The sequence below is a fragment of the Flavobacterium sp. KACC 22761 genome (assembly GCF_034058155.1).
Taxonomy (GTDB): Bacteria; Bacteroidota; Bacteroidia; order Flavobacteriales; family Flavobacteriaceae; genus Flavobacterium.
The window spans coordinates 4,190,596-4,209,617 of record NZ_CP139148.1 but is presented as its reverse complement, the minus strand read 5'-3'; the positions used below and the strand labels follow the sequence as shown (position 1 = coordinate 4,209,617).

The following is a 19,022-nucleotide window of genomic DNA, read 5'->3' as shown; positions in this document are numbered from 1 at the left end:
GCATGGAGTTCTAGTTAAGAACTAAATCTTAACTTTAGAGCATGAAAGATAATCGTAAAACTTATGATCGCAATTTCAAAGAGAAAGCAGTCCAATTAAGTTATGAAAGAGATAATATCTCACAATTAGCCAAGGAACTTGGAATAACAGCACCTTTGCTTTACAAATGGCGTCAGGATTACCAAGAATTTGGAACAGGAAGTTTTCCTGGGAAAGGAAAATTAAAACTTAGCCCTGAACAGGAAAAAATCCATGAGCTTGAAAAAAAATTAAAAGAAACAGAATTAGAACCTGATATTCTAAAAAAGGCTATAAGCATCTTTTCCAAGGGAGGTCGATGATTTATCTTTTCATAAAAGACCATGAAAAAATATATTCGATTGAAAAGATGTGCAAAGTTTTAAAAATAAGTCCAAGCAGCTAGTATAATTGGAAGCAACAGATTCTATCAGAAAGACAGAGGAAGACTGCTCTGATTAAAGAAGAAATTACGTCAATATACTTTAATGCTAAACAACGATATGGAAGCCCAAGAATTACTCTGGAACTCCAAAGCCAAGGATATCAGATATCCAGAATAACTGCTGCTAAATACATGAAGCTGTTAGGATTGTACAGCAAATTGAGTAAAAAATTCAAAGTAACAACCAATTCAAAACATAATCATTTTGTTGTGCCAAATATCCTGAAAAGAGAATTTACAGTAACCGAACCAGCAAAGGCTTGGGTTTCAGATATCACCTATATACAGACAAAGGATGGATTTTTATATCTGACCATCATTTTAGATTTATTTGACAGAAAGATAGTCGGCTGGAGTTTAAGCAATGGACTAAGCACTAAACAAACTACAATGACGGCTTGGAAAATGGCTGTAAAGAACAGAACAATTGCAAGTGAATTAATATTCCATTCTGACCGAGGAATCCAATATGCCAATAAAAAATTTACTAATGTATTGGATTCTTATAAAAATATCACAAGAAGTATGAGCCGTAAAGGAGACTGCTGGGATAATGCGGTTGCTGAAAGTTTTTTCAAATCTTTAAAAACGGAATTGGTTTATGGAAGTAAATTAATTTCTAGAGAACAGATGGAACTTGAAATTTTTGAATACATCGAAATTTGGTATAACAAAAAAAGAAGACATTCGGCTTTGAACTATAAAACAATTGAAGAATTTAACAAACTAACTAATTATAAAAATGTAGCTTAACTTTTTCTCCAGTTTTTGTTTGCATATCCAGCGAAGAGTTCTAACAAAAAACTGCGCAATCCTAAAAGCTTTTAGGATTGCGCAGTTTTTTGTTTTTAAAAATCACAATCTTCTTAAAGGTCTCCCGACTTTTAATTGCTTTATGTTTTCTTATTTTCCGATGCAATATCTAACTTTCCCTTATTTAAAAGGGATTATAAAGGTAGAGGTGTACAAAAGATGTAGTTACTTGCTAGAGAAAGATAATGAATTGCAGTAAAAATAATTCGTGCTTGTTTGTTTTATGGCGCTTTGTCTGGTATTGGTGCTCCCGCACTTGGTAGTAAATATGGAGCTGGTACATCATAAATTTTAAAATCTTTCACGTTACTCATATCATAAATTAGGGTTTGATTTTTGGATTTGTCATAAATAAAAATATTATCACTTGTTTTTCCAATCAAATATAGCTTGAATTTTTCTCCAGTTTCTACAGTTTTAGATTCATCGTAACAAAAATAGATATGGTCGGTTTTCGGAAAATAGTTTACCTCAAGTAGAATCAGTTGGCACATGAAATATGGTACTATTAACAATACAAAAAAATACATCTTAAGGCTATTTGCTGATACTTTAAATTTATAGAAAATTAGTTTGCTGAGTCTATCAATAGCAGATAGAATACCTAATGCTATAAAGGCAATGAATATTGCCTTTTTTTGTAAGGGTGTTTTAATTCCTGATAGCAGAAGAGCCCAAGCACCAATAAAAAGTACCAGCAATGATATCAAAATGTATAATGTTCTTCTTAAAGAAACTTTATTGAATGCTTGACTCACTGGGAAACTTTCTTTCGAAATGCCCGCCCAAACAAGTAAAACAATGGTCGCAAAAATCAAAATTTTAATCATATTACTAAGGAATAATGTTAAAACTCCTTGCAAGTCTGTGTAATAAAAAATATTAATACCATAAAAGCCATAATATACATACACATATGCTACTGAATAAAATGTGAAAAATATTCCAAAATTTTTAAAAGTAATATTATCTGTCATCCTTAATTGAGGTAATTATCTACATTATAGTTATGTAATTGCTTTAATTTAAATATTACGATTTTGACTTCTTTTTTTATTATAGTAAAATAATATATAGCCTATGCCTGGAACCAATATATTTACTGCGGTATTTAAAATTGTATTGTCACTTACGAATAATAATATAATTGCTGTAGATAATGATGAAAAAACTAATAATAGGACTATTTTATGAATCTTTTTTTCAAATGCAAAATTTATAAATACACCTGAAACTACTACTAAAAGTGTACAAAACTGAAATAATAATGGAACTACGGGATTGGGATCTTTAACAATTAAAAATTGTTTAGACTTAACTTCTTCAGAAATATTATTAAATTCAGTTTTTAATTTATTCAATTTTTTAATACGATCTTTCCAATTAAATACTGCATATACATCTTTAGACTCGGGATCTGCATAGACATTATCTTTTACTTCATAAATAGTGTAAAATAAGGTATCTCGTTCAGATTTTGCATTCAAGTATTTAGATTTTTGATTTAAAAATCTATAATATGCTCTTTCAAAATTTTCGGCCTTCTTGGTATTTGCATAATTATTAAATACTCGATCTAAAGAATCAATTTTTAATTCAATTGAATTACCGATACTAATCATAACAATTTTATCCGCTAATGAATTCACAAGCTTTGTTTTTGCAGGTAATACAAAATTATTGATTGAATTCAAATATTGTACAGCGTAGATTCCTTCTGCGTTTAGTTTTTTATAAGCTTCTTCTTCTTTCTGTTTTTCTTTTCCAATTTTGAGATATTCACTATCAATATTTCTAGATTTTATTATCCAACTTTCTTCTTGCCCTTTTGGTAATAATTTACAAAGTGATTGAAATTCAATATCGCATCTATCTTGATATTCTGAATCAGATAATTGAGCGTAATTATTTAATGTTGAAAATATTACGAGTAATAAGAATATCTTTTTTTTCATATTGTGATCCTTAGAATTTTCGTATTATTTTTACTTTATTCTTTATAATTGTTCTATGCATATTAATTAATTTTTTCTATTTAAAATTTAGAAAATCATCAACTTTCTTTCCAAAATTTGTTATGGAAATATTGTCAATACCTCTAACTAGAATATATACTCCACCCACAAAACTCATTAATTTTTCAATTTTCCAGTGAAAAATATCTAAGCTATTATTGACAGATTGAAGTACTATAAAAATAGCAGTAACCCCTACGCTTAATTCAATTAAAGCATACAACAGCCTATATTTCTTTCGAATAAACCAAAAAACAAGTCCAATTAGCAAAGAGTAAAAAATTAAAAGAAAATAAAATAATACCTCATTAAAACCTTTAACGTAAATAAGTAAAATAAATGTAATTGGCAAAAATAAAATTGTTCCAATTACAAAATTCCTAACGATTAGAAGATTAACTGCGGACTTTGAATTTGGATCGTTTAGATCATTAATTCTAAAATCATTATTTTCAATTATCTTTTCGATTTCTATAATCTTTTTTTTACCATTTTCTATTAAATCTTCTAACTCTTTACGTATTTCAATATCGTTTTCGTGAAACTCTTTATTCATATTTTTTTAATTTTTATTATCTATTTGTTCAAAAAACAATAATTATTCAATCTTTCCTTTTAAACAATGGTATTCAGTTTTGCATCTTCCATTTTATCTATTGTTACGAGATGCAATTAATTCTAGTGCTGCAAGTGCTTCTCGTTCTGCTATTGCTATAGCTTTAATTTTTTTAATAAAATTTTCAAACCGCATTAGCCAATTACCGTTTGTAACAGATGATATAAAAGCTTCTTTAGATATTTCAGCAATAATGAACTCATTATTTAGACGTTGAGGAAATAAGCAATATAGTTTTGTATTTCTATTATTTTTGGCAGTTTCAATCCCTCCAAAATCAAATATAACTGCAACTGGTCGATTAATCCAATCAGAAGGAAAAATATCGTATGAAAATGTTCTGAATACTTTTGACATCAATGAAGAAAAATGATATTTTCCCATTTGAAAACGTTTGTAATCATTTTTAAGCCTTGTTCCGTCAATAACCCAAATTAAATTTGGATAGAAGTTTTCTCTTGAGGTTTGTTCTTTTATGTCTATATGCGAATGTTGAAATTCAATTATAATATTATTATCAGTACGAATATCTGCTATGTGAACTTCTCCTGTAATTTCATCACGCATAATAATTTCTTGCCACTTAAGTGGAAATTCTTTTTTCCAATTTCGGTGCCATTCCGTTTCAGGCTCCCACCATTTGTCACAATTTTTATTGCCTTGATGAGCCCAATGATGGATTCGTTTTGTACCGCATTTTGCCACAACAGGTTGAGCGCAACCTGGACAAATCGCTTTCGCCTTTGAAGTGGCCTCAACTCTAATTCCTTTAATTATTGCAAAACGCATAATTATGCTTATTGTTTTAGTATATTCAATTATGAATAATAGCTCTTAACCTTTAGCTTTTACTATCTAAGTAAGTTTTTTAAATTCTTCTTTTTCTATAATTACAAATGCATCACTAATTCTTGACTTATGAAATATTCTTTGGACTGACATAGCCATTTTAGCTTGATAATAATCACCCGTTTCTTTTAGAATTAATTCTCTTAAATCCATACCCTTTTCTAGTATTTCTATTATAATTTTCTTTGCTTTAGTTGGCAAATCAGATTGTAAAGGAATAAATAGGTTATTACCGAGATTCACAAAAATTAGATTTATTTTAGAAACATAATCGTCTGGGATGTACTTAATCGAAATGTTAATTTTGTGCTCTTTTTTAGTCCAATCAATCCAATGACTCCCAATAGTCTGAACTTGACAATCATCAATTAAAACGCCTTCTGGACCTGACAATCCATCTAAAATTGGTTTAATAATATTATCCATATCGGGCGCATTGGCACTTTCATATCTTTCTTGCTCATGAACCAACCATTGAATTTCAACTTTTACATCTCCACTTAGAAGATAATTTAAGGTTTTTGTTACTTTTCTTATTTCAGCCCTAACATATGCCTTTTTTGCTGAATTAGATTGCAATGAAACTGGCTCAAAATCAAAGGAAAAATTTAACTCACCAAATTCAGGAGGTTCATTTAAATTATGTTGGAAGTTGGTCATGATTTTTAAGCTTTTTTGATAAAATATGTTGCAAGTATATCGGAACCGACATCCTCTGCTGTTGCTAATTTCTAAAATGAGTATTTTGGACAATTTAAAACGATAATTCCACTAAATTTTACAATAACAACTACGTACGTTTTTACTATTTTTTTTCAGCTTTATTCCACAAAAATATCAAATAAATGAAAGGGGACTGAATTAGTGAATTAAGTATATAATTCAAATATGGCCTATTCCATAATAAAGGAATCTTATAAGCAACCCAAGTAATAATATATATTATTCCGATAATTATAATTATTGCCGCAATAGATCCTAAAACATTCTTTAACTCTCTGTGAACAGAACCAGTAAAAGGCATTATTATTAAGCCAATAATTAAAATAATAAAAAAATAATTAGATGTCAAGACCATCCAAAATAATGAACGAACATTATTTTCAATAGTTATATTATCATTTTTATTAACCACACTTTTAATTGCAGTTTTATCTGATTTTTTAAAAAGATTTAGTTGGTTTATATCTAAACTCCGTAAACGATCTGAATAATGCCTCCTTTTATAAATGCGATTTTCTAATTCAGTCAGTTCGGTAATTTTTTGATTATCATTTTTATATATTTTTTTTAGTCTATCAATTGATTCTAATTTTTCTATTTTATTACTCAGATGGTAGTCGTAAGAAAAGTCAAAATAGTAGTCACAAAAAGTTACAACAAAGATAGAAATGATAAATAGAGAGCTCCTTAAACCAAAATGTATAGCTTTATTTTCAAAAAAATCAAATACTTTCTCTAATACTTTATCCATTTTATAAAATTAACATCAATTTATTTACAAAAACAACCTACTTATTTGTATTATTGACAAATAGTTTACTACTAATAGCTGATTTATGATTTAAAATGTTTATTAAATTCTTGAAAATCATATCCAGCTTGTAAACGTAAAAATGAATCAGCTGTTCCACCAAATGCTTTTTCAAGTTTTAAAGCTATCAAAGGAGAAATTCCAATATTACCATTTAAAATATTGGAAATATCCAAAATTGAAGTATCTAGAAGTTCTGCAATTTTACTTATTGAAAGTTTTCTTCCTTCAATAAGTTCCATTTTTAAAATTTCACCAGGATGAACGTTTCTCATTTTTCTTTCCATGACTATCAATTAAATTAGTTATACTTAATTCACTATATTTTAAAAAATTAATAAAACTGATTTACAATTAACTGATTTCGTAACAAATAAATTTTCGCAGCAACTGTAATCACTAGTAAATACTAATTGGAACATCAATACGATCTCTTGCAACGCAAAAACCATTTTTAATTATATAACATTCAACAAAATGAGCTCCCTCAAAATTTGAGTTTTCCTTTCTTTTGTCAGTACCACGATTACTATCAATTATTTGTCCACGCAAACAATTTTTTCTTCTAGCTACTTCTCCTTCATTTTTTACTTTCCACAAAACTACATAAGGTGCAGGAACATCCGTATCGGTTATAAAAAAAACTAATTCTTTGTTTTTTCTCAAAAATTTTACTGCCCTTAACAATTCTGTTCTAAATCCAGCTTGGGTTACTTGACAATCAATTCTTAGTTTATAACTAATATTCATTGGATAGCGGTCTTCAATATATTCCTCTGACGCAGTATAGCTGTAACTTGATTCTTTTATCGCTTGTGGATAAGGGAATGCTTTTCCAAATACTCTTCTCCATATCTCATAAACACTATTATTTTCATTTTTTTCAATGGCTTCCTCTACATTTTTAAATGCTTTTTTCGCTTTTGACTTGAAATTAGAATTATTTTTGTAGACATGCTGATTACTACCTGGAGCGTACCAATAAGATCTGTCATCATCTAAATCCTTTAGATATTTGAAAAAATCTCTAATTAAAATATGGTAATTTTCAAATGTATATTCTCTATACTCGGAATTATAGAGAAAAAAATTATAAACTAAACTATCAATCAAAAGACCGCCGATTTTCACACCAGTTTTATTTTTCCATGCTCTCATAAATCTACACATATTTATAAGATTGCCATTACAATCATCATTATAATTGATGATTTCCTCGGCTTCAGGTTTTGGATCTGTCTTTTTCCATTTCCCTCCATCGTTAGAATCCGGATATGTAAAACTTCCATCATTTTCTAAAAAAGCGGGACATACTTCAATGTAATCATTCTTAAATTCTATAACTACAACTTGCCCATCTCCTCTTACTTTTGACTGCGAATACGTCTTTGAAAGCGAATTTTTCACATCTTGTAATAATTGGCTTTGCTTATTTCCTGCTCTGTTATTATATTTAGAATAAAAATCATCAGGCAACACAAATAACAAATCTAAATCGCTTATACCACTAATAGCCGTATTTCTTCCATAACTTCCAATGTAAATGCCATTTTCAGTATTTGAATCTATGTTATAAAAATCTTTATTTAGTCTCTTTGTAATTGTTCCAAACCTACTTTCAATGCTTTCCTCGTTTAATACGGTTAAATTATTCGAAAAGTCCTTGAATGTTTGCTCTATATTCATATGAAATGCAAATTAAAATAATTATAAAAATGATTAAAATTAATGTCTTTAAAGAGTTTGGGACTTTGTCTTTGAAAAATTTAAGTTTTAATTCTTCTTCAATCCATCCTACTTGCATCTCATAGAAAAACTTATAATGAGCAAACCATTGAGACATAAATACCTGCTTACTAAGGGTATTACTATAGAAATCATTCAAAAGAGCTTGATATCTAACGTCATAATTTTGATAAACGAAATTGTTATCACCTTTTGCTAAATAATATAAGTCACGAGTCGCATTAAAAATCCTAGTTAATCTTATTCCTTCATTATTATAATCATCAGCCTTATCTTTAAAAACATCAATGTATACAATAGCAATTCCTACAAATATCAATAAAATGGATAGTTCTTTATTAAAAGCAATATTTTCATAAGCAATTTGAACAATACCTATCGCAAGAGAAATAAACCCTACCCAACTCGGTAATTTGTTTATTATATCATATGAAGAAAAATTTTTTTTAGCACCGAACCCTATATCGTACCCCTTTTGCGCAAGAGTATTTAAAAAGTCATTTTGATTCATTTTTTTATTTATAATTTAAGATTTAAGATTCAACTCCTTAAAGAGATCAAAGTACCTTTTTATAGTTTTATTTTTCGCTAAGATATCGAAAAAAAACTTTTCTCATATTGAGGAAAACCGTAAATTATAAAGAAATATCTTTCTTATAGTATCTTCTAATATAGTCCTTGTTTCCTATCTCATTTTTTCAACCAAAATTCTTTATCATTACATAAAATCATAAATTACTTTTTTCAACTCCTTTTTTAGAAAACTATCATACAAATCATTATATCTAAAATCAGTAAAATATTCATCTTCGATTTCCTGTTCATATTCAGCAGTAAATTTATCCAATACAAAAGATGAAAATATAAATTGATATTCCATTTTAAAACGTTCGTAGTCTTCCGCTAAACTTAAATAGATTGTTTTCAAAAATTTTAGATTAAGATCTCCATTATTTTTTTCCAGGTTACATAAAGTTAAAAAATTAATACAATGCCTTATGAACTCAAAAGAAGTAAAACCTAAACCACGATTAGTTTTCCATTCGGGAAAAGACATATCCATAAAATGAATTATTTCTTTAAACAATTCTGTTTCTGAATATTCATTCATCAAATCATAATACTCCATCATAAAAAAATATTAAATAGATAATTTTATTAATTAATATATAAATTAAGAAGTATACTTTATAATATTATAAAAGTATACTTCTTCTGAAAAATTAAATTTTTGATTTCTAACGCAGTCTTCAATTTTATTGTAGACCTTTCCCTTTTCGTTTATAATCCATATTTTTTTCTTTAAATTAGAAATACGACTTTGAAGTATTTCTTTCCCGATAGGGCGAGATGGTTGTCCATATAAGAAACTCAAAATCGTAGATTTTTGGTTTTGACATATGTGTAAACACACCTTGCTAAATGACTAAGTAATTATTTTTTTTATTTCCCTTTGGTTAACCATTCATTTAAATCTTTATGATTTTCATACAACTTTCTAAGATCTAAAGAGTCAGGAAATTGCTCCAAAATTATAGTCGTATATTTATCTCCCGTTTGATCATTATCCAAGTACAATTCTATATTTTCATACTTTTCTAAAAGAGCTTTTTTTTTCACTAATAGAGCTACAGAATTTAAAATTAGATAATCGGATTGCTCCAGATTTTTACTATGCCTAATTTGGACAAATGATAAGTAATCGAAAAAACCTTCAAAAATTCTTAGTGTTAGAGATTGATTTGAAATTAGACTCACATCTTTTTTGCCAATACATAATTTGGCATACTTGGATCTGATTTCAAAACTAGCACTTTGGTTTTCAAAACCAATTGCAAAATATTTTTTGCTATTTATGGTATAATGAACTTCTTTCAGATTGTTTTCTTTTTCAAACTTTAAAATATTCCTGCTTGTCAAATATTGAATTAGAGCCAAATGTCGAATTTCAATTACTTTTTCAATTTTGACATTGCTTTCTAAATTTACTGAAGGTTCAAAAATTTGCTTTTGAAAAGAAAAAAAAGTGTCGAACTTCTCAAGATAACTTAAAGCTTCTGAAACGCTAAAACCAAATTTGAATATTACAAAATCAATCGCATTTCCACCTTTTTGTTCGCCATGATCAAAGAAGCGATTTAGAGTCCTATTTAGTTTAAAAGAAGCGGTTTTTTCATATCTAAATGGAGATAAATACCAACTTTCATTTTCATTTGATTTTGTCGGTACGCATCCTAAATTTTCGAGTATTTTTTCTATTGGAATTCCTCTTGCCTGGATTGAATTCATGGATATAGTATTATAAATTAATATTGTTTTTTTTCGTCAGCAGAAAATCTATACTGTTTTTTGCATAATCATCTTACCTACTTACCTAAACCAATAACAACAGTGATGGTAAGATGTTTTTCCTGTTTTTCTCTTCTTACCTATGTCACCTTAATAACCATAAATAACTAATTATTAAATACTTATACTTTAAGGTAACTTAGGTAACTTTAGATAAGATAAAAATATATTAAGTTACCTACGGTAAAGACCTGTGTTTCTAGTACTTATGATTATTAGGTAATTAGGTAAGATGTAAATCCCTTTTTTTGTTTAAATCATTGGAAATAAAGGCAAGGATAAAACCATATACCCATAGATCTGCCTTTCCCTATCTTTAATTCTTTCAAACCCTAGTCCATTCATTGCTTTACCTATATTTATGTGATTTAATTTAGGATACTTAATTGACAAATAGTGTAACACATCGCTCGAGGTCATGAATTGAGCATTATCTGTATTCTCAGGTATCTTAAAGTACTTACTTACAATTTCAAATTCTGCGGATAGCTTTTTATATTTAGAATTTCTCTTTTCATTCTCTTGAATATCTTTTGGAGATAATTCGCAGTCAAAATCCGTTTTTGATAATGCATAAGCTTGTGCCCAAACTTTATTGATATCAATATCTTTGCTGTAAGCAAAATTTATTTGTCCTATGATTTCGAAGCACAACCATCTCACACTTCCAGATTCATCGTTTAAAAAAGTCCCCTCATTTGTGCTTCCAATAAATGAACATATTCTTGATAAAATGCTATTCTTGCGATCATATGGTAATCGTTCATTAATAACTGTCTTTGTAAAATAGGCCTTTAACTGATTAATTTCTTGCCTTGATAAAACAGCGAGCTCATCTAAATTTATTAATATGTTCTTAGCAAGCAGGATTCGAGCATCTTTGTCGTTTGAAATATCTTCTGCGATGTAGCTTTTTAAGGCAGGCGGACAAATAAATCTGCAAAATGTTGTCTTACCACTACTTTGTTGTTTTTGCACTATTACAAAAGCTTGTTTGTTAAAATAGTCATCATTAAAAACACACTTAACGCAACGAACAAACCATTTTATAAAATGATATTCAAATTGTTTGGAATCAGCAGCAGGGAGATAAGTGCATAGATTTTGAATATGAGGTTTATTATCCCATGGTGGTAAACTCAAAAAATATTCTTTGATTGGATTAAACTTTTTCACATAATCACTCCTTAAAAGTGCTAGTAAATTAGCGATGGAAATTTTAATACCGGCTTTTTGTAACTCTATGTACAGGGAGTTTTCATTTACAGATTTAAATTCCTTGCCATCTTTTAATCTGTATTCAATATCTAATGCAATTTCATTAAATCTAAATTCATATTTTTTTAGATACTTTTCAGTAATTATAAAAATATTTGGAACAAAATCATTGCTCTCATTATTATTCTCCATTTTAACTATACTGATATGGAAAACTTTGCGTAAATTCGCATCGTTTTCAATTAGACAAATTATCATAGACGTAAAAAGCTTTTGTAGAGGTATTTTTACGTCTTTTTTATTAATATTTACTTGATTTTCTGTTAGTTACTTAAAATATCGAATCTTCAAGCAAACGAAAAAAAAGCATTAGTGGGTTTTCTAATGCATTTCTTTTTATATAAAGAATAACACCGTTATTTTTTATGAGAATTAGTGTAGCTAGTAGCCTCTTTCTGAATCTGAGAAATAGATTTAGACTTGTTTTGTAGTAACCATTCGTCGATCTCTGATTTAGTAAAAAAGAGCGTTCTATTGTTTGGTTTTGAATAAGGGAGGATATTCATATGTACTAATTTATACACATAACTTTTTGAAAATCCAGTATAGTTTACAACATCGTCAACTGTGAAGATTTGTTTTGTAGTCCCAATTATAAGTTTTTCTAATTGAGCTAACTTTTGAAAAATTGCGTTGCTTTCCATATTTATATTTTTTTAATATTATGGTAGCAAAAGTCAGTAAAGCAAAATGCAAAAAGTTAAGGAGGTTAAGGTCCTTAACCTTTTTTATAATTTTTCAAAAATTGATTTGATTAATTCTAAATCTTTTGTTTTTATAATACTCTTGGAAACAGATGTATATATTGAATTGGCTTTTATTCTTCCATTTTTATTTTGAATGTTCCCCGAAAGCTCAATAAATGTGAGAGGGATTTTAATACTTAAAAATTGATTAAGACATTCAATGAAGTACTTAAACTGAAGGTTATCCATTTGAAGATATATAACAGAATTATGTTCTTTCCAACCCAATTTTAAAACATCAATAAATTCGGTTAATGAAGTTTTAGATTGATCTATATACATGAATTTTTCCAAACCGAAATATAGTTTTCTTAAAATTTCATTATCTGTAGTTATAGTATAATTTTCATTATTGGAAATAGATCCAGATAACCCAGAAATTTTACCCTGAATTTCATCATATAATTTTAAAAGATCTTTTTCGTAATCTTCTAAAGCTGTTATTATATCCACAAAAAAAGAGACTGTTAAGTCATTGTGATGATTTTCTTCTTTTTGAAGATGATTCAGAAAGTAATACTTTATTGTATGTACTTTTTGAGATATGTGTTCAAGGATTTTATCTGATAGAACTAAAAGCTTAGTTATAAGAGTTTCTTTTGGATATTCTTTTGTCTTAAAGTAATAATCGACTAAATATCTTAGTTCTTTTTTAGAATTAAAAACAACATAAGATCCAGTAATTGGAATTCGCACGAAATCCTTGTCATAATCCTGAAATGGCAAATAATCATCTTCATTAACATTTGTTTCCTGCCTTTTAAAAAATAAACTAATCGTATTAATAGAAAAATGCTTAATCGGATGATTATACATTAATTCACTAAGCAAATGAAAAAATTGAAATTCGTTTAGCTTTTTTATTTTCTTGTCAATTGATAAATTATCTTCCTGAGAGTTTAAGTTGTCATTTATGAAATCTAAAGTTTTATGATGCTTGTTTTTGATTCTAAAATAGGAATGTAACATAATTTATATATTAATGTTTGGAATTAAGTTAGCTGCCTCTTTCATCTTAGAATCAATGATTTTAGCATAAATTTCTGTTGTTTTTAATTCCTTGTGACCTAAGCGTTTTGAAACGGTATAAATGTCAGCGCCATTTTCTAATAGCAAAACCGCATTTGTATGTCTGGCACTATGAAATGTAATGTGTTTTGTTATTCCCGCTTTCATACACCACCTTAATATTTCAGCATTAAAATGAGCTCCATATTTTAATCCTTTAAAAACCCTTTCGGTTTGATTTTCTCTTTCTCCAAGCAGACTTCTTGCTTCTTTAGAGATATATAAATATTCAACACTTTCTGTTTTTTCTTGTCTAAAGTTAACTCTGCTGACTTCGCCCTCGTCTCTTACTTCACTCCAAACCAAAGTATTGATATCAGACCATCTCAAACCCACTAAACAAGAAAAAACAAATGCTCTTTTCAAAACATCATATTTACAATGAGCTTTGTTCATTGCTACTAACTCATCGTAGGTTAAATATTCTCGTTGACTTTCTCCTTGCTCAAATCCCTTTACTTTTTTGACAGGGTTAATTGTAAGATAACCATCCTCAAATGCTGCACGTATGGCTGCTTTGAATTTATTATAATATGAATACTTAGAATTTTGGGACAAAGGAAGATCACTTTTAGTTCTTGCATCTTTATCCAAGTAGTTACGATAGGATTTTACAAAATCTTCATCTATCTCATTGAAAGTGACATTTGGACTACAGAATCGTTTTAAATGTAGAAATGAAGCCGTCCAGTTACCATAATTCTTAGCAGAATCAATTCGCTCTTCAGCCTGATTGCTGTAGTATTCCAAAAATAGTGTTTTAGATTTGGAATTGTTTTTTATATCAAACTTACCCTGAAAATATTCAGCTTTTCTGATTGACAAGATTTGTTCTGCTAAAACCTCAATCTCCTTATTTTCTTTCTTTTCAGTAGCAGTCTTAGGTTCTTGATGAGGATATAATTTTAAATACTCAAAATCTCTTAAATGTACACGCTTTCCATCCGCTTTAGCAGTTGAACCTTTGTAATATTCAATATATAAACTATACCTACCATTTTGCAGTTTTTTCTTCTTCAGACTAATTACCATAAGATGTACATTTTTACACCTTATTTTCATAAAGGTGTACATTGAGTGTAACAAATGTACAAACTAAAGATATTATAAGAAAACAAAAAACACCCTAAATCAATGGGAGTCAAGCAAAAGAAAACATTAGAAACTTAAAGAAACAACAATTATTTCCCGATGCAGAAATTAGCAAAAATATTCCCCAGCAATTCATCATTTGTAACTTGACCCGTAATAAGCCCGAATTGGTACAAAGCTTCGCGAATGTCTAGCGCCATCAAGTCGCTCGAAAGATTAGTTTCAAGTCCGAATTTTACTTTTTGTATTTCATCTAAAGCTTTAAGTAAAGAATCGTAATGTCTTGTGTTTGTTACAATCGTTTCGTTGTTTCTTAAAGCGCCAGTATTAACAAATGAAAGCAATTCATTCTTTAATTCATCAACTCCAATTTTTTCTTTTGCAGAAATCAAAAGTAATTTTGCGTTCAAATTCTCAAGCTGATTGGTAATGTTTAAAACTTCATCTTCAGATAAAATGTCTTTTTTATTAACGACAATCAAAAGTGGTTTTAATGGATATTTATTTTTGATTTGTTCAATCTCCGAAACAAACTCAGAACTTGAAGTTTTAAATTTCAATCCGTCAAACAAGTAAATTACCACTTGGGCCTGATCAATTTTTTCAAAAGTCTTTTTGATACCAATGCTTTCTACAACATCTTTAGTTTCGCGAATTCCAGCAGTATCAATAAATCTGAAACCAACCCCGCCAATAACTAATTCATCTTCAATAGTATCGCGAGTTGTTCCGGCAATGTCAGAAACAATGGCACGTTCTTCATTCAACAAAGCATTCAGCAAAGTCGATTTTCCAACGTTTGGTTCGCCAACAATTGCTATCGGAATACCATTTTTGATTACGTTTCCAACAGCAAATGAATCGATCAATCGTTTTAAAACAAATTCGATTCGGTTAAGCAATTCGTGAAATTGAGTTCTATCTGCAAATTCTACATCTTCTTCGGCAAAATCCAATTCTAATTCAATTAACGAAGCAAAATTCAAAAGTTCTTCACGAAGTTTGGCAATTTCATTGCTGAATCCGCCACGCATTTGCTGCATGGCAATTTGGTGCGAAGCTTCATTATCTGATGAAATTAAATCGGCAACGGCTTCTGCTTGCGATAAATCAAGTTTTCCATTTAAAAAAGCACGGAGCGTAAATTCTCCAGCATCGGCCATTCTGCAACCTTTTCGAAGTAATAATTGAATGATTTGCTGCTGAATGTACGTTGATCCGTGGCAAGAAATCTCAATCGTGTCTTCGCCCGTATAGGAATTTGGGCCTTTAAAAACAGAAACCAAAACTTCATCCAGTGTTTTTTCATTATCCACAATATGACCTAAATGCAAAGTATGTGTCTTTTGTTTAGTTAAGTCTTTATTTTTTATGGATTTAAAAACAGAATTTCCTATTGAAATAGCTTCAGCGCCCGAAATACGAATGATAGCAATAGCTCCGGCTCCAGACGGAGTAGCTAATGCAACTATAGAATCTTGATTTATCATGTTGCAAAGGTATGAAAAAAGCCTTAAACGAATTATGAGTTGCGAGAGCTACGTAATGAATTGTGAATTAATTAAGTATTGTCCTTAAGTTATAAACTTCAATTTTCAATTTTTAACTTTCGCCTTTTGACTTTCGACTTTCGACTTTAGACTTTTGACATTTTTCCTAATGTTAAAATACTGATAATTATCAGGTTGTTTTGTTTTTAGAATGATTAAATTTGAGAGAACAATACACTTATCCTTAACAAAATGAAAAAGATACTATTTCCCACAGATTTTTCTGAAGCTGCTACAAATGCGTTTGTTCATGCGTTAGAATTCGCTAAAATGGTAAAAGCCGAACTTGTCTTGTTACATACTTTTGAGATTCCGGTGTATGACAGTCAGTTTTTTCCTGAAAATTATGCCTCAATTTACAGTTCTATAGAATTGGCAAACTTTGAGATGTTTAAGGACGAAATTCCAAAACTGAGGGCAATTGCAACTGAGCGAAAGCTTGATGATGTTGTAATCAAACATCGATTAATGGATGGCGATTTGATTTATAATTTAAAAAATGCCGTTGAAGAAGATGATATTGATTTTGTTATAATGGGAACGACGGGAGTGTCTGACTGGACTAAGTTTTTTACAGGATCTAATACCAATTCTGTGATTTCTGAAGTCAATGTTCCGGTATTATGCATTCCTATTGACGCAAAATATAAAAAAGTGAAAACCATTGGTTTTACGACGCGATATCGTGATAAAGACAAAGACGTGCTTCGCAGAATATTGAAAATTGCAAAAAAAACAGATGCAAAGGTTAGAAGCTTATATGTAAAAACCTCAAATTCTGATGTTTCTGACATGACTGTCAAAGAATGGGAACAAGAATTTGCAAATGATAATGTAGAATTTTTGATATTACCAAGCGATGAAGTCAAAGAAACTATTCTTGATTTTATTCTTTACAAAGACATTGATATTCTGACGACTATAACGCATAAAAGATCTTTTTTTGAAAGCATTTTTGAATCAAGTTTGTCAAAAAAAATAACAAAAGAAGTCTCTATTCCAGTGCTGGTAATGCACGAAAAGGAATAAAAAGTCGTTTTTTAAAATTATAATTTTGGAAGTGTAAAAGCTATATTTGTGCTTCATTAAATTTTAGAAATGGAAGTATATCAAAATAAAGTCAAACACTTTTCAGAGACTTATAGTAAAATCAACAAAAAATACAATAGCATTAGTTTACTGCGTTTGTTAGCTGTTTTTCTTGGTTTATTTATGTTGTATAAATACATTAAAACCAATGAAGTTTTATACGTAGCCCTAGCTTTTTTATCTTTTGTTGGTTTTATTTTTTTGATGAAAATCCATTCAAAATTAGCTTTTCAGAGGCAAATTACCAGCGCGCTTTTAAAAATCAATGAAAATGAGATTTCTTTTTTGAAAAGAGAAAAGCTTCCTTTTGAGAACGGAATAGAATTCAATGATTTTCATCATCCTTATGCGTATGATTTGGATATTTTTGGAGATCATTCTTTATTCCAAAATTTAAATCGAACAGCAACTTTTGTCGGAAAAAAAACATTGGCCAATCAATTATTGAATCTTTTTCCGAATGAAATTATTCTTGAAAATCAGCAAGCCATTAATGAACTTAAATTAAAAATGGAGTGGAGGCAAGATTTTCTTGCTTTGGCTACTGTCAGTAATGATACGAAAAGTTCGTATGATGCTTTAATTCATTGGAGTTCATTTAAAAACAATGGGCTTCCTAAAGCTTTAGTTTTACTGTCATATGCAGTTCCATTACTTTTTTTTGGTGTTTTATTCGCTTATTTTGTAACGTCTAAAACAATTTTGTTGTCGTATCTGACTTATATTTTTATTGCTAACATGATTGTTTTGGGACAGTCTGTAAAACGAATTAAATCAGAAATTGCTCAAGCTGATCATGTCGATAAAATAATCAAGCAGTACAGTTTATTGGTTGAAAAAATTGAATCGGAAAAATTTGAATCCAAAAAACTGATCGAATTGCAACGGCAGTTAATTTCTAAAAAAATCCCAGCAAGCGTTCACTTAAAGCAATTATCTGAATTGTTTTCACGAATGGATACCATCAATAATTTTGTAACTGCTATTGTCTTTAACGGAACTTTTTTGTTTAATCTTCATGTTTTAAAAGCTCTTTTAAAATGGAAAGAAGATTATTCGCATGAGCTTGAAAATTGGATTGCGATTATAGGTGAATTCGAAGCTTTGAATAGCTTGGCAAACTTGGCTTACAATAATCCTGATTTTGTTTTTCCAGAGATTAACACTGAGAATAAAATCGGATTTAAAAATTTGAGTCATCCATTATTAAATCCAAATAACAGAGTGGGGAATGATACTTATTTTTATCCCCAATCGTTTATGATTTTGACTGGGTCTAATATGTCCGGAAAAAGTACTTTTTTAAGAAGTTTAGGAGTAAATATGGTTTTAGGCGGAATTGGTTCAGTAGTTTGTGCTTCAGAAGCTAATATTCACCCACTTCTAGTTTTAGTTTCAATGCGATTATCCGATTCTTTGGCAGATAGTGAATCGTACTTTTTTGCTGAAATTAAACGTTTAAAACAAATTATGGACGCTTTGCAAGAACGTCCCGCTTTTGTTTTACTAGACGAGATTTTAAGAGGAACCAACTCTGATGACAAACGTAATGGAACGATTGAAGTCGTAAAAAAAATAATTGCGAAGAATGCAATTGGGGCGATAGCAACTCATGATATTGAGGTTTGTTTGACCACAAATGATTTTCCTCATGTTTTGACGAATCAATGTTTTGAAGTCGAAATCAAGAATAATGAATTGTATTTTGATTACAAACTCAGAAACGGTATTTGCAAAAATAAAAGCGCCACTTTCTTAATGCAAAAAATGGGTGTAATTTAAATTAAGTTGCTTTCATAGAAAAAAATGGCTAA

General features: G+C 29.2%; 18 protein-coding genes and 1 pseudogene. 3 read left to right on the top strand and 16 right to left on the bottom strand.

The features are described from left to right. The first annotated feature begins 41 nt into the window (after positions 1-41). Positions 42-1,216 (top strand): annotated as a pseudogene (locus SCB73_RS18260) (IS3 family transposase). A 281-nt stretch (positions 1,217-1,497) separates the two neighbouring features. On the opposite strand, the gene SCB73_RS18255 reads toward SCB73_RS18260, so the two are convergent. The 16 genes from SCB73_RS18255 to mnmE form a co-directional block, all read right to left on the bottom strand. After that, the gene (locus tag SCB73_RS18255; protein ID WP_320567615.1) at positions 1,498-2,253 is read right to left on the bottom strand and encodes a hypothetical protein; all 756 of its coding nucleotides are present in this window, start codon (positions 2,251-2,253) and stop codon (positions 1,498-1,500) included. A 48-nt stretch (positions 2,254-2,301) separates the two neighbouring features. Further along, complete coding sequence (locus SCB73_RS18250) at positions 2,302-3,231, bottom strand: hypothetical protein (RefSeq protein WP_320567614.1); 930 nt, start codon at positions 3,229-3,231, stop codon at positions 2,302-2,304. A gap of 76 nt (positions 3,232-3,307) precedes the next feature. After that, positions 3,308-3,847 (bottom strand): hypothetical protein, encoded by a 540-nt coding sequence (locus tag SCB73_RS18245; protein WP_320567613.1) that lies wholly within the window; start codon positions 3,845-3,847, stop codon positions 3,308-3,310. Between the two features lie 93 nt (positions 3,848-3,940). Continuing rightward, positions 3,941-4,696, bottom strand: coding sequence for a competence protein CoiA (locus tag SCB73_RS18240; RefSeq protein WP_320567612.1), 756 nt, complete (start codon positions 4,694-4,696; stop codon positions 3,941-3,943). Positions 4,697-4,762: 66 nt separating this feature from the next. Next, the gene (locus SCB73_RS18235) at positions 4,763-5,416 is read right to left on the bottom strand and encodes a RusA family crossover junction endodeoxyribonuclease (RefSeq protein WP_320567611.1); all 654 of its coding nucleotides are present in this window, start codon (positions 5,414-5,416) and stop codon (positions 4,763-4,765) included. A 145-nt stretch (positions 5,417-5,561) separates the two neighbouring features. Beyond that, entirely contained in the window at positions 5,562-6,230 is a 669-nt protein-coding gene (locus SCB73_RS18230; RefSeq protein WP_320567610.1) for a hypothetical protein, read from the bottom strand. Between the two features lie 83 nt (positions 6,231-6,313). Then, positions 6,314-6,577 (bottom strand): HigA family addiction module antitoxin, encoded by a 264-nt coding sequence (locus SCB73_RS18225; RefSeq protein ID WP_320567609.1) that lies wholly within the window; start codon positions 6,575-6,577, stop codon positions 6,314-6,316. A gap of 112 nt (positions 6,578-6,689) precedes the next feature. Next, the gene (locus SCB73_RS18220; RefSeq protein WP_320567608.1) at positions 6,690-7,976 is read right to left on the bottom strand and encodes an SMODS domain-containing nucleotidyltransferase; all 1,287 of its coding nucleotides are present in this window, start codon (positions 7,974-7,976) and stop codon (positions 6,690-6,692) included. Next, complete coding sequence (locus SCB73_RS18215; RefSeq protein WP_320567607.1) at positions 7,939-8,547, bottom strand: SLATT domain-containing protein; 609 nt, start codon at positions 8,545-8,547, stop codon at positions 7,939-7,941. The genes SCB73_RS18220 and SCB73_RS18215 overlap by 38 nt, the downstream gene beginning before the upstream one ends. A gap of 207 nt (positions 8,548-8,754) precedes the next feature. Further along, the gene (locus SCB73_RS18210; RefSeq protein ID WP_320567606.1) at positions 8,755-9,168 is read right to left on the bottom strand and encodes a hypothetical protein; all 414 of its coding nucleotides are present in this window, start codon (positions 9,166-9,168) and stop codon (positions 8,755-8,757) included. Positions 9,169-9,479: 311 nt separating this feature from the next. Then, positions 9,480-10,325, bottom strand: a complete 846-nt coding sequence (locus SCB73_RS18205; protein WP_320567605.1) for a toprim domain-containing protein — start codon at positions 10,323-10,325, stop codon at positions 9,480-9,482. 312 nt (positions 10,326-10,637) lie between these two features. Further along, a complete protein-coding gene (locus SCB73_RS18200; protein ID WP_320567604.1) occupies positions 10,638-11,795 on the bottom strand; it encodes a VapE domain-containing protein in 1,158 nt (385 codons plus the stop codon). Positions 11,796-12,019: 224 nt separating this feature from the next. Next, the gene (locus SCB73_RS18195) at positions 12,020-12,307 is read right to left on the bottom strand and encodes a helix-turn-helix transcriptional regulator (RefSeq protein WP_320567603.1); all 288 of its coding nucleotides are present in this window, start codon (positions 12,305-12,307) and stop codon (positions 12,020-12,022) included. An 84-nt stretch (positions 12,308-12,391) separates the two neighbouring features. Continuing rightward, entirely contained in the window at positions 12,392-13,378 is a 987-nt protein-coding gene (locus SCB73_RS18190; RefSeq protein WP_320567602.1) for a hypothetical protein, read from the bottom strand. A 3-nt stretch (positions 13,379-13,381) separates the two neighbouring features. Next, on the bottom strand, positions 13,382-14,509 hold the full coding sequence (locus SCB73_RS18185) for a site-specific integrase (RefSeq protein WP_320567601.1): 1,128 nt from the start codon (positions 14,507-14,509) through the stop codon (positions 13,382-13,384). 149 nt (positions 14,510-14,658) lie between these two features. Next, complete coding sequence (gene mnmE / locus SCB73_RS18180; RefSeq protein WP_320567600.1) at positions 14,659-16,059, bottom strand: tRNA uridine-5-carboxymethylaminomethyl(34) synthesis GTPase MnmE; 1,401 nt, start codon at positions 16,057-16,059, stop codon at positions 14,659-14,661. A gap of 252 nt (positions 16,060-16,311) precedes the next feature. On the opposite strand from mnmE, the gene SCB73_RS18175 reads away from it, so the two are divergent. Together SCB73_RS18175 and SCB73_RS18170 are read left to right on the top strand one after the other, a co-directional pair. Next, positions 16,312-17,148 carry a universal stress protein gene (locus SCB73_RS18175; protein WP_320567599.1) on the top strand — a complete coding sequence of 279 codons (837 nt, stop codon included), beginning with the start codon at positions 16,312-16,314 and terminating at the stop codon, positions 17,146-17,148. 69 nt (positions 17,149-17,217) lie between these two features. Further along, a complete protein-coding gene (locus tag SCB73_RS18170; RefSeq protein WP_320567598.1) occupies positions 17,218-18,990 on the top strand; it encodes a MutS-related protein in 1,773 nt (590 codons plus the stop codon). Positions 18,991-19,022 lie beyond the last annotated feature (32 nt).